The sequence below is a fragment of the Variovorax sp. J22G73 genome, assembly GCF_030317035.1.
In the GTDB taxonomy this organism is placed as follows: Bacteria; Pseudomonadota; Gammaproteobacteria; order Burkholderiales; family Burkholderiaceae_C; genus Variovorax.
The window spans coordinates 52,888-66,577 of record NZ_JASZYK010000002.1 but is presented as its reverse complement, the minus strand read 5'-3'; the positions used below and the strand labels follow the sequence as shown (position 1 = coordinate 66,577).

General features: G+C 68.8%; 14 protein-coding genes. 7 read left to right on the top strand and 7 right to left on the bottom strand.

Going from position 1 to position 13,690, the window contains the following annotated elements; translation table 11 throughout:
* Positions 1-4: 4 nt before the first annotated feature.
* Entirely contained in the window at positions 5-1,297 is a 1,293-nt protein-coding gene (locus tag QTI51_RS08250) for an ArgE/DapE family deacylase (RefSeq protein WP_116907760.1), read from the bottom strand.
* 42 nt (positions 1,298-1,339) lie between these two features.
* The gene (locus QTI51_RS08245) at positions 1,340-2,671 is read right to left on the bottom strand and encodes an MFS transporter (RefSeq protein ID WP_116907887.1); all 1,332 of its coding nucleotides are present in this window, start codon (positions 2,669-2,671) and stop codon (positions 1,340-1,342) included.
* 142 nt (positions 2,672-2,813) lie between these two features.
* Here QTI51_RS08245 and QTI51_RS08240 point away from each other — a divergent pair, with 142 nt between their 5' ends.
* Complete coding sequence (locus QTI51_RS08240; protein WP_165840268.1) at positions 2,814-3,821, top strand: LysR family transcriptional regulator; 1,008 nt, start codon at positions 2,814-2,816, stop codon at positions 3,819-3,821.
* On the opposite strand, the gene QTI51_RS08235 is transcribed toward QTI51_RS08240, so the two are convergent.
* From QTI51_RS08235 to QTI51_RS08215, 5 genes are all read right to left on the bottom strand, one after another.
* Positions 3,818-4,939 (bottom strand): patatin-like phospholipase domain-containing protein, encoded by a 1,122-nt coding sequence (locus QTI51_RS08235; protein ID WP_116907762.1) that lies wholly within the window; start codon positions 4,937-4,939, stop codon positions 3,818-3,820. The two genes, QTI51_RS08240 and QTI51_RS08235, sit on opposite strands and share 4 nt — an antisense overlap.
* Positions 4,936-5,208: a type II toxin-antitoxin system Phd/YefM family antitoxin gene (locus QTI51_RS08230; RefSeq protein ID WP_116907763.1), complete on the bottom strand. Its 273-nt coding sequence runs from the start codon at positions 5,206-5,208 to the stop codon at positions 4,936-4,938. The genes QTI51_RS08235 and QTI51_RS08230 overlap by 4 nt, the downstream gene beginning before the upstream one ends.
* Before the next feature lie 87 nt (positions 5,209-5,295).
* Complete coding sequence (locus tag QTI51_RS08225; protein WP_116907764.1) at positions 5,296-7,671, bottom strand: Tex family protein; 2,376 nt, start codon at positions 7,669-7,671, stop codon at positions 5,296-5,298.
* 79 nt (positions 7,672-7,750) lie between these two features.
* On the bottom strand, positions 7,751-8,716 hold the full coding sequence (locus tag QTI51_RS08220) for a sensor histidine kinase (protein ID WP_286547598.1): 966 nt from the start codon (positions 8,714-8,716) through the stop codon (positions 7,751-7,753).
* 59 nt (positions 8,717-8,775) lie between these two features.
* Positions 8,776-9,570 carry a LuxR C-terminal-related transcriptional regulator gene (locus tag QTI51_RS08215; RefSeq protein ID WP_116907766.1) on the bottom strand — a complete coding sequence of 265 codons (795 nt, stop codon included), beginning with the start codon at positions 9,568-9,570 and terminating at the stop codon, positions 8,776-8,778.
* Between the two features lie 381 nt (positions 9,571-9,951).
* Here QTI51_RS08215 and QTI51_RS08210 point away from each other — a divergent pair, with 381 nt between their 5' ends.
* The 6 genes from QTI51_RS08210 (at position 9,952) to QTI51_RS08185 (ending at position 13,639) form a co-directional block, all read left to right on the top strand.
* Entirely contained in the window at positions 9,952-10,641 is a 690-nt protein-coding gene (locus QTI51_RS08210) for a hypothetical protein (RefSeq protein WP_116907767.1), read from the top strand.
* 83 nt (positions 10,642-10,724) lie between these two features.
* On the top strand, positions 10,725-11,780 hold the full coding sequence (locus QTI51_RS08205) for a hypothetical protein (protein ID WP_286515967.1): 1,056 nt from the start codon (positions 10,725-10,727) through the stop codon (positions 11,778-11,780).
* 16 nt (positions 11,781-11,796) lie between these two features.
* Complete coding sequence (locus QTI51_RS08200; RefSeq protein ID WP_116907768.1) at positions 11,797-12,132, top strand: hypothetical protein; 336 nt, start codon at positions 11,797-11,799, stop codon at positions 12,130-12,132.
* A gap of 83 nt (positions 12,133-12,215) precedes the next feature.
* A complete protein-coding gene (locus tag QTI51_RS08195; protein WP_116907769.1) occupies positions 12,216-12,746 on the top strand; it encodes a hypothetical protein in 531 nt (176 codons plus the stop codon).
* A 60-nt stretch (positions 12,747-12,806) separates the two neighbouring features.
* Positions 12,807-13,172 (top strand): GIY-YIG nuclease family protein, encoded by a 366-nt coding sequence (locus QTI51_RS08190; protein WP_116907770.1) that lies wholly within the window; start codon positions 12,807-12,809, stop codon positions 13,170-13,172.
* The gene (locus QTI51_RS08185) at positions 13,169-13,639 is read left to right on the top strand and encodes a winged helix DNA-binding protein (RefSeq protein WP_165840269.1); all 471 of its coding nucleotides are present in this window, start codon (positions 13,169-13,171) and stop codon (positions 13,637-13,639) included. Before QTI51_RS08190 ends, QTI51_RS08185 begins: the two co-directional genes overlap by 4 nt.
* Positions 13,640-13,690 lie beyond the last annotated feature (51 nt).

The following is a 13,690-nucleotide window of genomic DNA, read 5'->3' as shown; positions in this document are numbered from 1 at the left end:
CGATTTAAATCGCGTTCAGGCCGCACCAGCGCGCGATGAACCAGGCGATGACGGTGGTCGTGTCCAGCATGTCGTCGATGGCCACCGACTCGTCGATGCCGTGGATCGACGTGCCCGCCGCGCCGTAGCACACGGCCGGCGTCTTTCCATAGAGGTTGAAGAATTTCGCGTCCGTCGTGCCGGTGAAGGCGACCATGTCGGGCCCGCGGTGGTGCAGGTCGGCGTGGCACTGCGAGAGCGTGCGAATGAGCGGCATCTGCGTGTCGAGCACGAAGCCGTCGGCGCGGAAGCCGCCCGTGTTCTCTATCGTCCAGTGGAAGGCCTGCTTGTTGGAGTGCGCCTCGAAGGCCTCGGCCAGCGCGGCGCGGATCATGGCGAGCGCGTCGTCGGCGGTCACGCCCGGGTAGTAGCTGACGCGGATCTGCGCCTCGCACTGCGTGGGCACCGAAGAAGCCCACTCCCCGCCCTGCAGCTTGCCGAGGTTGAAGTTGATCGGCTTCGCATGGTCCACGTAGCGCGCATGGCGGCAGCCCGCGTGGTTCCACTGGTCGGCCAGGCGGCGCAGGGCATCGAACATGTGCTGGGCGAAGTCGATGGCGCTGGAGCCTTCGGACGCATAGGCCGCGTGCACCGGCATGCCCTGCACCTGCAGCGTGAGCCACATGACGCCGAGCTGCGCGTCCATGATGCCGGGCGTGGGCTCGGGGATGATGGCCGCGTCGGCGCGGTAGCCGCGCACCAGGCAGCCGAGCGCGCCGTTGCCGGTGCATTCCTCTTCCACCACCGACTGCAGGAACACCGACGCCGCGGGCTCGAAACCCAGCTCGGCCAGCGTCTGCATGGCCAGGGTGTACGAGACGATGCCCGCCTTCATGTCCGCGCTGCCGCGGCCGTACACGCGCCCGTCGCGCACCACGGGCGAGAACGGCGGGTGGCTCCACAGCCGCTCGTCGCCGACCGGCACCACGTCGATGTGGCCGTTGAGGATCAGCGAGCGCCCCGTGGCCGCGCCGCGCGGCGTGTGGATGCCGACCACGTTGGGCCGACCGGCGTAGGACATCAACGAGGGCGAGTAGCCGGGGTGGGCGCGCAGGGCGGCATCGTCGATCTCGAACTCGTCGACCTGCAGCGCCATGCGCTCGAAGGTCTGCGCCATGTAGCGCTGGGCGTCGCCCTCCTGCCCGAGCAGCGAGGGAAAGGCCACCAGGTCGCACAGCATGCGCACGTGCGCGTCGCGCCGTTCGCGCACGGCGGCGGCCAGGGATGGGAGGTCGATGAGGGTTTCTGTGGAGGTCATGAGGCGGTCGTATGGAGGTCGTGTGGAACAGGTGAAGACGGCTCAGGCAAGGGCTTGGGCGGCGGGCGCGGTGGCGCTTGCCGAACGCCGGATCAGCAGCGCGATGCACACGCTCGACAAGGTGGCGATGCCCGCGTACGCCAGCGCCAGCGGCACCCAGTTGCCCGGAAAACGCTCGGCGAGCACCGTGCCCAGCAGCGGCGTCAGCCCGCCCGCGATGGCGCCGCAGCCCTGGTAGGCGATGGAAATGGCCGAGTAGCGCACCTCCGGCGGAAAGAACGAGGCCGAGAAGCCCGCGATGGCCGCGTAGAAGCAGCCGCCGAACAGCGTGGCAATGCACAGCCCGGCCAGGATGGCGCTTGGCGTGCCCACGTTCACCAGCGGGTAGAGCAGGAACGGCGTGACGATGGTGGCGCAGCTCATCGTGAGCACGAAGCGGCCCACGCCCACCTTGTCGGCAATCCACGCGCCGATGGGCTGGATGCACAGCTGCAGCACGGTCGACCAGAACAGGCAGTCGAGGATCACGGTGCGCGGCACCGAGAGGTAGTGCGTGGTGTAAGTGATCATGAAGACCACCAGGAAGTACACCGCCGCAATGCCGATGGCGTTGGCCCCGGCCACCAGCAGCAGCAGGCGCGGCATGCTGCGCACCACCTCCAGCGCCGGTGCGCGCTGCAGGCGCGCGCGGCTCGAAGCCTTGGCGAAGTCGGGCGTCTCGTCGACCCCGTGGCGAATGAGCATGCCCACGATCATCAGCAGCGCGCTGGCCAGGAACGGCAGGCGCCAGCCCCAGGCCATGAGCTGCGCGGTGTCCAGCGAGGACACCGCGCGGAACGCGAGGATCGACAGGATCATTCCGGCCGGGCTGCCCAGCTGCGCGAACGAGGCCGAGAAGGTCTTGCGCTTCGCGTCGCCGTGCTCGCCGGCCAGCAGCACCGCCCCGCCCCACTCGCCGCCCACCGCAATGCCCTGGAAGATGCGCAGCAGCACCAGCATCAGCGGCGCCACCAGGCCGATGCTCTCGTAGGTGGGCAGCAGGCCGATGGCGAAGGTGGAGCCGCCCATCATCAGCAGCGTGATGACCAGCCCGCGCTTGCGCCCGAGCCGGTCGCCGATGGAGCCGAAGATGACCGCGCCCACGGGCCGCGCGAAGAAGCCCACCGCGAACGTGCCCAGCGCGCTCAGCGTGGCCAGGAAGGGGTCGCCCTGCGGGAAGAACAGCGTGGCGAACACCAGTGAGGCGGCGGTCGCGAAGATGTAGAAGTCGTACCACTCGATGGCGGTGCCGACGAAGGCGCCGAGCGCGGCGCGCATCGGCTGGCGCCGGCCGCCGCCGGGGGTTTTGGGGGTGCGTTGCGTTGCGGTGTCCATGGTCTCGTCGTTCTTGGAGCTGTGAATGCCGCGGATGCTAGGTGGCATCAAGAATGCAGGCCAATGAGATATTTGGCGTTCGAGGATGCAGAATGCGCATCGTTCGGAGCGCACCCCGCCGTCCCCCATGCACCTTCCTCCCATGCACCTTCCCGACCTGCGAAAACTCGAACACGTGGTCGCGCTCGCCGAGACGCTGCACTTCGGCCGCGCCTGCGCCCGCGTGCACCTGAGCCAGCCGGCGCTGTCGCGCAGCCTGCAGTCGCTGGAAGAAACGCTGGGCGTGCAGCTGTTCGTGCGCGACGCGCGGCATGTGGAGGTCACGCCCTTCGGCGCGGTGGTGGTCGAGCGGGCGCGCCGCATCCTGTTCGAGGCGGCGCAGATGCGCAACGAGCTGCAGCTGCTCGCCACGGGCGGCTACGGCAGCGTGGCCTTCGGGCTGGGCGCCACGCCCGCCGTGCTGCTGGCGGCGCAGATGCTCACGGCCACCAGCGGGCTGCCGCAGGGCAGCTACGTGGCGGTGAAGCGCGGCGCCAGCGACACGCTGCTGCAGATGCTGTACGACGACGAGATCGACATCTTCTGCGCCGACATCGCCCCGCTCGATGCGCTGGAAGACCGCAGCCGGCTCCACATCGAGCCGCTGCCGCAGTGGCCCGTGGCGCTGTTCTGCCGCAAGGGCCATCCCTTGCTGACGGGGCGGCCCGTGTCGCGCGCCGAACTGGCGACGTTCCAGTTCGCGAGCACCCGGCTGTCGACCTTCGCGCTGGCGTCGATGCAGCGCGAACTGGGCACGCACGAGGGCTTCGCGCGCCGGCTGGTGATGGAGAGCGACAGCTTCGACGACCTGGTGCCGGCCACCGAAGCCAGCGACGTGGTGCTGGTGGCGAGCCGCCCGGTGGTCGAGAACACACCGCGCGCGCACGGCCTGAAGGAGATCCCGCTCGCGCCGCCCTTCGCCGGCACGGGCCGCTTCGGCATCGTGCGGCTGGCCGGCAAGCGGTTGCCGCCGTTGGCCGATGTGCTGGTGGAGATGGTGCGGCGCAATTTCGAGGCGCACGCCGAACGTTGTGCGGCGCCTGCTACGCCTTCCCGGTCGCCGAAGTCGCCAAGGTCGCCCCGGCTTCGGAAAGCCGGGCCCAGGGCCTAGAGCGAACGCATCTCCGTCGGCTCGCCCCTGTCGAGCCAGCCCTCGAACTCATCGGACAGCCGCTGCGCCTCGCGCGTGGCCTTGCCCCAGGCCGCGATGCGCGCCTGCGCGTCGTTGGCGAAATGAATGAAGTCCTTGCGGTCGGGCAGCTTGCCGTTGGGCAGCGAGCGCACCCACTCCGGGTCGGGCGCGATCACCACCATGCGGTCGAGGAAGCCCGTCGCCTTGTGGCGCCAGCGCAGGCCCTTGTCCAGCCAGCCCGGCACCACCGCCTGCTGGAAGTGCGGGTACAGCACGATGCCTTCGTCGGCAGCATTTCCGGCAGCGTTCCCGGCACCGTCAGCGGCGTCGTCATGGACAGTCCGGTAGTCCAGGTGCAGGTGGTAGTCGGTGATGCCGCCGTCCCAGTAGGCGCCGCGCGGCGCGCCCGGAATGTCGTGCACCGCCGCCAGCAGGAACGGAATGGAGCACGACGCCTGCAGCACCATGTTGAAGTTGGCCTCGCTCAGCGCGTGCTGGCGCGTGCGGAAGTCGCGCGTGCCGAAGGGCAAGGCCGCGCCGGGCGTGGAGAACACGCAGCGCTCCAGCCACGCGCCCAGGCTCTTGCGGTGCAGGCTGTTGGTGGCAAAGGCGCCCAGGTAGCCCACCGGCGTGCGCGCCCTGCCCTCGCGCCCGAGGATGTGGCGCCCGCGCGAGGTCACCACATGCAGGCGGTAGCGTGGGTGGTTCAGCACCTCGGCGATTCGCCCGCCGTAGAAGGTCTCCAGGCTCAGCGCGAACTGCTCGCTGAGCTGGCGCGGGCTCAGCCGCTTCTGGCCCGGCGGCACTTCGAACTGCTGGTGCACGTAGTCGTGCTCGAAGCGCTCGAACGCCGCTTCGGTGTTCGACAAGCAAGCCGTCGACAGCCGCCACGCGCCGATGGAGGCGCCCACCAGGTGCACCTGCTGTGTCGACTGCGGCAGCCAGCGCCCGAAGATGAAGCGGTCGAGCGGCCCGAGGATCAGGCCTTTCGGGCCGCCGGCCGCGCCGGGGATGGTGCGCACGTCCTGCGGGCGCAGGCCGTGCTGTTCGATGTGCTTGCGGGCCGCGGGGCCGGCGTAGATGCGCAGGGCTTTCATGCCGGGCCCGTTTCGCGTACCTGTGTCGTATGGCGCTGTGGCGCCGCGACTCTGGCGGCAACGAGAAACTCGGTTCGGGCATCCGCCGAGAGCAGCAGTTCCTTGAGCGATGGCCTCGTCGCTGCCTGCAAGCGACGCCAGTCCGAAGCCTTCACGAGGATGGCCACGGTATCGCCTCCCCTGCCAAGCACCTGCGGCCCATCGGTCAGGCAGGCATCAAGCATTTCGTCGAAACGCACCTTGGCATCGCGCACAGGCCAGGTTGTCATTGCGGCCGCTCCATCGGACTGTTTCTCGGACTGTTCAGCGACCGGCGCTGGTTCGCAGCATCGAACTTCGACACCGCGACCTGCCGCCTACTTGCGCAAGCCCTGCAGCTTCGCAAACGCACTCGCCATCTGCCCCGCGGGCTGCGGCGAGCTGTCTCGGCGGCCTTGCTGCTGCTGGCCACGGCCCGCTCCTTCGAAGCGGTTGTCGCGCGGGCCGTCGCGCCTTGCGGGCGCTGCGTCGAGCTTCATCGACAGGCCGATGCGCTTGCGCGCCACGTCCACTTCCATCACCTTGACCTTGACGATGTCGCCGGTCTTCACCACTTCGCGCGCGTCGTTGACGAACTTGTGGCTCAGCTGGCTCACGTGCACCAGGCCGTCCTGGTGCACGCCGAGGTCGATGAAGGCGCCGAACTGGGCCACGTTGCTCACGGTGCCCTCGAGGATCATGCCCTCGACCAGGTCCTTGATGTCGTCCACGCCGTCGTTGAAGCGCGCCACCTTGAAGTCGGGGCGCGGGTCGCGGCCGGGCTTCTCGAGCTCGCCCAGGATGTCCTTGACGGTGATGACGCCGAATTTCTCGTTGGCGAACAGCTCGGGCTTCAGCGTCTTGAGCATGTCGGCGCGGCCCATCAGCTCGGCGATGGGCTTGCCGGTCTTCACGATGATCTGCTCGACCAGCGGATAGGTCTCGGGGTGCACGCCGGTGATGTCCAGCGGGTCGGCGCCGCCGCGGATGCGCAGGAAGCCCGCGCTCTGCTCGAAAGCCTTGGGGCCGAAGCCGCTCACGTCCAGCAGTTGCTTGCGGGTGGAAAACGCGCCGTTGGCCTCGCGCCAGCGCACCACGGCCTTGGCCACGCTGCCCGACAGGCCCGACACGCGGCTCAGCAGCGGCACGCTGGCCGTGTTCAGGTCCACGCCCACGGAGTTCACGCAGTCTTCGACCACGGCCTGCAGGGTGCGCGCGAGCTCGCTCTGGTTCACGTCGTGCTGGTACTGGCCCACGCCGATGCTCTTGGGGTCGATCTTCACGAGTTCGGCCAGCGGGTCTTGCAGGCGGCGCGCAATGGAGGCGGCGCCGCGCAGGCTCACGTCGACGTCGGGCATTTCCTGCGAGGCGAATTCGCTGGCGGAGTAGACAGAAGCGCCGGCTTCGCTCACCACCACCTTATCGACCTTCATTTCCGGCGCGCCGGCCTGCTCGGCCATCTTGGCCAGCAGCTTGATGAGGTCGGCGGCCAGCTTGTCGGTCTCGCGGCTGGCAGTGCCGTTGCCGATGGCGATCAGGTTCACGCCGTGCTTGGCGCACAGCTTGCCCAGCGTGTGCAGCGAGCCTTCCCAGTCCTTGCGCGGCTCGTGCGGGAACACGGTGGCGGTCTCGACCAGCTTGCCGGTGGAATCGACCACGGCCACCTTCACACCGGTGCGAATGCCGGGGTCCAGCCCCATCACCACGCGCGGGCCGGCGGGCGCGGCCAGCAGCAGGTCGCGCAGGTTGTCGGCAAACACCTTGATGGCGACCTTCTCGGCTTCTTCGCGCAGCCGGGTGAACAGGTCGCGCTCGGTGGAAAGCGCGAGTTTCACGCGCCAGGTCCAGGCCACGCACTTGCGCAGCAGGTCGTCGGCCGGGCGAGCGGCGTGGCTCCAGCCCAGGTGCAGCGCGATGCGGCCTTCGGCGATGCTGGGCTTGCCCGGCTCGGGCTCCACCGGCAGCACCAGCTTGGCGTCGAGGATGTCGAGCGCGCGGCCGCGGAACACGGCCAGCGCGCGGTGCGAGGGCACGCGGCCGATGGGCTCGTCGTATTCGAAGTAGTCGCGAAACTTGGCGATGTCGGCGTTGTTCTCGTCCTTGCCAGCCATGAGGCTGGACTTGAGCAGGCCTTCGTTCCAGAGCCATTCGCGCAGGCCCTGCACCAGCGCGGCGTCTTCGGCCCAGCGCTCGGAAAGAATGTCGCGCACGCCGTCCAGCACCAGCTGCACGGTCGAGAAATCGGGGCCCGGCTTGCCGTCGTCCAGCGTGGTGGCGGGCTGCAGGAAGGCCTTGGCTTCCACGGCGGGGTCGAGCGAGGGGGCGGCCAGCAGCTTGTCGGCCAGCGGCTCGATGCCGAATTCGCGGGCAATCTGGCCCTTGGTGCGGCGCTTTTGCTTGAACGGCAGGTACAGGTCTTCGAGCTCCTGCTTGGTCGGGGCGAATTCGATGGCCGCGCGCAGTTCGGGGGTGAGCTTGCCCTGCTCGTCGATGGCTTTCAGCACCGCGCCGCGGCGGTCTTCGAGTTCGCGCAGGTACGAAAGGCGGGCTTCCAGCTCGCGCAGCTGGATGTCGTCCAGGCCGTCGGTCACTTCCTTGCGGTAGCGGGCGATGAATGGAACCGTGGCGCCTCCGTCGAGCAGTTCGACGGCGGCCTTCACCTGATGCTCGCCGACCTTGATTTCGGCGGCGAGCTGGCGAATGATTTTCTGCATGCTTGAGCGCGTCCCTGGCAAAGCGCGGGAGTTTGCCATAGGCGCGCACGGCCTCCCGCCGGGCGGCCCGGCCGGCGTGTTACAGCATGCTTTCGGCTTCGGGCCGCACGCTGTCCTTGCCGTGCGGCTCGGGTGCCGCGGCCTCGCAGGGCACCACCAGCCGCACGCACAGGCCGTGCGGCGTGGCGGCCCGCAGGCTTGCAACGCTCAGCTCGCCGCCGATGGCTTCGGCGCGGGCGCGCATGCTGCGCAGGCCCTTGCCCAGGCTGGCCTGCAGGCCACGCGGGTCGGTGCCGCTTTCGAGCCCCGTGCCGTTGTCGCGCACTTCGAGCACCAGCGCCTGCCCCCGGCCCCGCGCACCCAGGCCCACGCCGATGCGCAGCTCGACCCGGCTCGCCCGCGAATGCCGCAGCGCGTTGGACATGGCCTCCTGCGCCACCCGGCACACCTGCGTGGCGGTGTCCGCCGGCACGGTGTAGTCCAGCGCCTCGGGCGCGATGTTCCATTCAAGGGCGATGCCCATGCGGTCGAACGCCGGGCGCAGCCGGTAGCGCAGGTGCCCCAGCCGCTCGAAGACGGTGGCGCTGCTCTGGTCGTCCAGGTCGTCGACGGTCATCTGCAGCTCCAGCAGGCAGGCCTGCAGCGCCATCGACAGGCCGTCGGAGCGCGCCGCCTTCGGGTCCTGGCTGGCCAGCAGGGCCACCAGCCGGGAACCGACGCCGTCGTGCAGGTCGTTGGCGATGCGGCGGCGCTCGGCCATCACCGCCTGCGTCTGGCGCCCCTGGGCAACACGGCGCAGCGAGAAGTAACCGATGCCCACGATGGTGCCCAGCACCACCAGGTTGAGCGCCTGCAGCGTCCAGAACGCGAGCGGCAGCTCGGCCGGCAGCAGGCTCTCGGCGCCCCCGGCGCGCAGCACCTGCGCCGCCACCGGCGTCAGGTGGAGCGCGCCGGCCAGCGCGGCCCACATCGCCAGGCGCCGCGGCGAGGCGCGGTGCCGCAGCCAGATCAGCAACGCGGCCCAGGCTCCGATCGACAGCCACACGTACTGGTCTTCCAGAAAGTGCGGTGAGTGAAGGACCTGCTGCGCGAACATCCGATGCCCTACAAAAGCCCGCGGTGAGAGGCGAAGCTCACTGCCTGGGCCCGGGTGTGGGCGTGCAGCTTGCGGTAGATGTTCTTCACGTGCGCGTTAACCGTCTGGGCACTGATGGTGAGCTGCAGGGCGATCTCTTCGGTGACGTACCCCGTGGCTACAAGTCGCAACACTTCGCGCTCCCGTGCCGATAACGTCGCCTTGCTGTCCGGCGGGCGCACCGGGTTCACGTTGGAGCGCTTGTGGTCCAGGTGCACGAGCAGCCGGCGCGCCAGCCGCGGCGTGATGGCGGCCCCGCCGTTCACCACCTGCAGCACGGCCTGGGCGTAGCTCTGGAACCAGGCGTTCTTCACCAGGTAGCCGGAGGCGCCGAGCTCGAAGGCGTGCAGCACCTGGGGTTCGTCCTCGAGCGCGGAAATGACGATGATCTCGGCCGCGCTGCGGTGGCGCTTGGCCTCCTCGATCAGCTCGAAACCGCTGCCGTCCCCGAGGCGGATGTCCACCATGAGCACGTCGAACTCGTGCTGCAGCAGCAGCCTGCGCCCTTCGCGCAAGGTGCCGGCCTGCCCTTCGAGCTGGATGCGCAGGTCGCCCAGCAATTCCTGGGCGATGACGCGTCGCACGAACGGGTCGTCGTCCACCAGCAGGACGCGCACCGGCTTGGTTTGCTGGCCGGTCAGAAAGTCCGGCCAAGGCAGCGTGTCGGCGGACGGTGAGAGCAACCCACCGAATTGGCCTGGGGCGGCATATTTCCTACCCCCGGTACCGACGTCTGTCAACGAAATGTCGAGTTCGCTTTCCATTCCAACCCCTTTGTGACAACTAGCACACCGTGTTCGTGACCAAAAGTTAATTCATTTCTACTCAAATTTTGAGATTCAGCTTATTTGATTACTTTGGTTGCATCTTGTTGCGAATCGCGGTTTGTGTCCATCGAAAGTTGTAGTTTTTACTCCTGGCTCCGCATGTGGAAGCGGTTTCTTGTGACGGTCCGCAACCGCTTCGACCTCACCTTTCGCCATAGCCTCGCATTACCCAGCCTGGGGCATTTTTCATTCCCTGCCCGACGCAGAAACTGCACCTCGGTCGTCACGGAAGCATTCTTTTTCTGTGCCACTGACCGTCAGCTGATGACCGGATGGTCCGGTCGTCAGGTTTGTTCACACATCTATAGAGGCAGCATCATGAAGAAGACTCTCATCGCCATCGCAGTGGTCCTGGTCGGCAGCGTTGCTTCGGCAACGGGCAGCTCGGCCCTTGCGGCCACCTCCACGTCGACCGGTTCTTCGAGCGCAGCCGGCTCCAGCGCCGCCAGCTCCGGCACCGGCAGCGCCCTGAGCTACAACGCGGCCAATTCGAGTTCGTCGGCCAACGCCAGCGCTTCGGGCGGGGCCATCGCTTTCCCGGGCTTCGCTACCGGCGCAGCTGCAACGAACGGCTCGGCCACCAGCACCGGCCGCGTGACCAGCATGGCGCTCACCACCGGCAACGGCGCAGCCGCAGGCGCAGCCAATGCCTCGGCCAACGCCGCTTCGGCCGGCAGCGCCAACTACTCGGCTGGCGGCGCGACGCATGTGAACGGCGCGGTCGCCGGCACGGCTTCATCGGCCACCAACAACACGGCCGCCACGGCAGCCGGCCCTGGCGGCGGCCTGGCCGTGGTGACCCGCACCTCGACCACCACCTCGGGCTACAACGCCTCGTCGGGCGCCATCAACGGCCCGATCAACGGCACCAGCACCTCGGCAATGGCAGGCTCCAACGGCGGCTCCTTCGGCGTGAGCAACTTCGCGTTCGGCAATGCCGGCGGCTTCAGCAACGGTGGCGGCACCAGCGGCACGGCCGGCGCCAGCGCCAGCGCATCGGCTCCCTGAGATCCGAAAGAGTTTCAGGCAACGGTTGCTGTTCTCATGGGGAGGGGCGCCGCCCCTCCCCGGTCATCCAAGGAGACGAAAAAATGAAGAAGCTGATTTTTTGCGTACTGCTGACCGCTTGCGCCGCGGCCACGGCCCAGACCACCAACAACGGCGGCTCGAGCAACGGCTCGACCAGCTCGGCGACCACGTCGGCGCAGGGCAACACCCAGGCCGTGACCTTCTCCAGCCCGGCCAGCGTGACGTCTTCGTCCACGATGACCAGCAACCAGAACGTCAACAACACCGGTGCCACCAGCCAGACGGTGGACTACCAGGGCAGCTACACGATCAAGAACGTGCCGTCGGTCAACGGCCCCAATCTCACCACCAGCAACGACACCTGCATGGGCAGCACCAGCGCGAGCGCCAACGGCCCGGGCGTCGGCCTGAGCTTCGGCACCACCTGGACGGACGAGCACTGCAAGCGCCTGAAGATGAGCCGCGAGCTCTGGAACAAGGGCATGAAGGCCGCGTCGCTGGCCATGGACTGCATGGACCCCGCCGCGCAAGCCGCGCTGGAGCTCACCGGCACCAAGTGCCCGCAATCGATGTCCGCGGATGAACGCGTGAGCGCCTATGGGCCGCAGCTTTCCGCATCGGCGCCGCGTCCGGTGGCCGTGGCGCCTGTCGCACCGGTCGCGCCCGTCGCACCGATACCGGCCGCTCCGGTTGCACCCGCGGCTCCCGTGGCCACGGCGCCAACGCCCGCGCCCGCGCCCTCCCCTGCAGCTCAGGCGCAGGCACAGCCTCAACCCACACCTGCACCCGCTGCAGCGCCACAGCCCGTGGCCGCCATCGCGCCTGCTGAACCGGTTGCCATGCCCGCACCCACCACGGCCCCCGCGACGGCACCGCTGCCCGCGCCACCCGCGCCCATCGCCGAGAAGGCGCCCGCCGCCGTCGCCCAGGCTGCGCCTGTCGCGCGGCAAGAGCCCGCCACCGTGTTCCCCGAGGTGCGGATGACGCCGGTCGCCAGCGCCACGGTGACCGCCATCGATCCGACCGACGTGGCCGCCATCCGCGCCGCGCGGATGATGGGCGAATCGGTGGTCGGCGACGTGGCCGTGGCACCGCGCTCGACGGACTACCCGCAGTGAACGGCAGGAGTCCGAAATGACAAGGACACTGCTTTTCTGGACGGCGACCGCTTGCCTGGCGTGCATGGCAACGGTCGCGGCGGCCGCACCGCCGCCCCTCAACGTGGTGCGCATCGAGCGCATGCCCATGGGCAGCGGCCTGCAGAACGCCCGGGGTACCGACAACGCCGAGCCGGTCGGCGACCTGGGCGTGTGGCACGTGCCGCAGTACATGCCGGGCTACCCGACCTCGGCCACGATCTGGCCGCGGGTGGTGATCATCCAGTGCGTTTCCGACCTGTGCCCGGGCTACGAGGTGACACCGGAGCTGGGCCGGGGTGAGTACCTGTTCTTCCTGCCGGCCGGAAGGTAGGCAGTCAGGCAAGCAGGTAGGAAGACACCCCGCTCACCGACCGCGCGCGCCACCCGGCGCGCGCATTGCCGTACCCTTCGCGCATGAACTCCCTTGTGCGCTCCCTTGCGCGCTCCTTCGGCGGTCTCCTGCGCGCGGTGCTGCGCGCCATTGCCACCGTCATCGTCGTGCCGCTGCTGCTCTTCGAGGAATGGGGCTGGGAGCCGCTGGCCGCCCTCGTCGCGCGGCTGTCGCGCCTGCCCTTCTGGGCCGCGCTCGAAGACCGGCTGCGCCGCCTGCCGCCCTGGGGCGCGCTGCTGGCGTTCTTCGTGCCGGTGCTGGTCTTGCTGCCGGTGAAGGTGCTGGCGCTTTTTCTCTTCAGCAACGGGCATGCCGCCACCGCGCTGACGGTGCTGGTGCTGGCCAAGCTGGTCGGCACGGCGCTGGTCGCGCGGATCTTCCAGCTGGTCGAAGGGCCGCTGATGCGCATTCCCTGGTTCGCGCGCTGGTATCCGCGCTGGAAGGCGTGGAAAGACCAGGTGCTCGCGCTGGTGCGCCAGAGCCGGCCGTGGCGCACGGTGAAGGCCATCAACCGGCGCATCTCGCGCGGCTGGCGGCGGTTGCGGGAAAGTTGAGCGGCTTATTTTTACCCGGGTATATTGCGAATTTAATTTCGCCCGGGTAATATTGACCACATGAACCTCTCCCCCGACACCCGGCGCGCGTTGACGCGCCAGTACAAGGAAAACGCACGGCCCGCCGGCGTGTTCGTCGTGCGCAACCTGAGCAACGGCCGCGTCTATGTGTCCGGCAGCCTGGACGTGGAAGGCGCCATGAACCGGGCGCGCTTCGAGCTCAACCTGCGCTCGCACCGCAATAAGGCGCTGCAGCAAGACTGGCTCGCGCACGGCGCGGCGCACTTCGCGTTCGAAACCATCGACCGCGTGAAGGAGCGCCCGGACGACCTCGCGTTCGACCGCGCCGACGAACTCCAGAAGCTGCTCACGCTGTGGCAGGAAGAACTGCAATGCTTCGGCAGCCAGGGCTACAACACGCCATGAGCAGCATGAACACGGCGACCACGGCGAACACAGCCACCGCGCTCGACTTCTGCCTCGCCCTGGGCCGCGCCCACGCCAGCCTGGGCCTGCGGCTCGGCGACGACCTGGGCGCTTTCCACGGGCTCGACTTCGGCGACTTCATCCTGCTGAGCGTGCTGCTGCGCGCCGAGGGCGCCGGCATGCCGCTGGTGGCGCTGGCACGCACCCTGGGCCTGCCGATGTCCGCGCTCATGCGCCGGATGGTGCTGCTCGAGAAAACCGGCCTGGCCGAGCGCGTGCCGGGCCCTGCCGCCGACCCGCGCCGCCACGCGGCCCTGCGCCCCGGGGGCCGGCAACTGGCGCAGACCGCGCTCCTCACCGTCGAGGCGCATTGCAAGGCCTTCGTGCAGCCGGTCGCGCACGGGCGCCTGCAGTCGGCCCACGAAGTTCTCGCGACCCTCATCGGCGACAACGAACTGCACGCCTGAGCGCCACAGCAGGTAGATTACGCACCTGCTTTTTCGCCCGAACACCGGGAG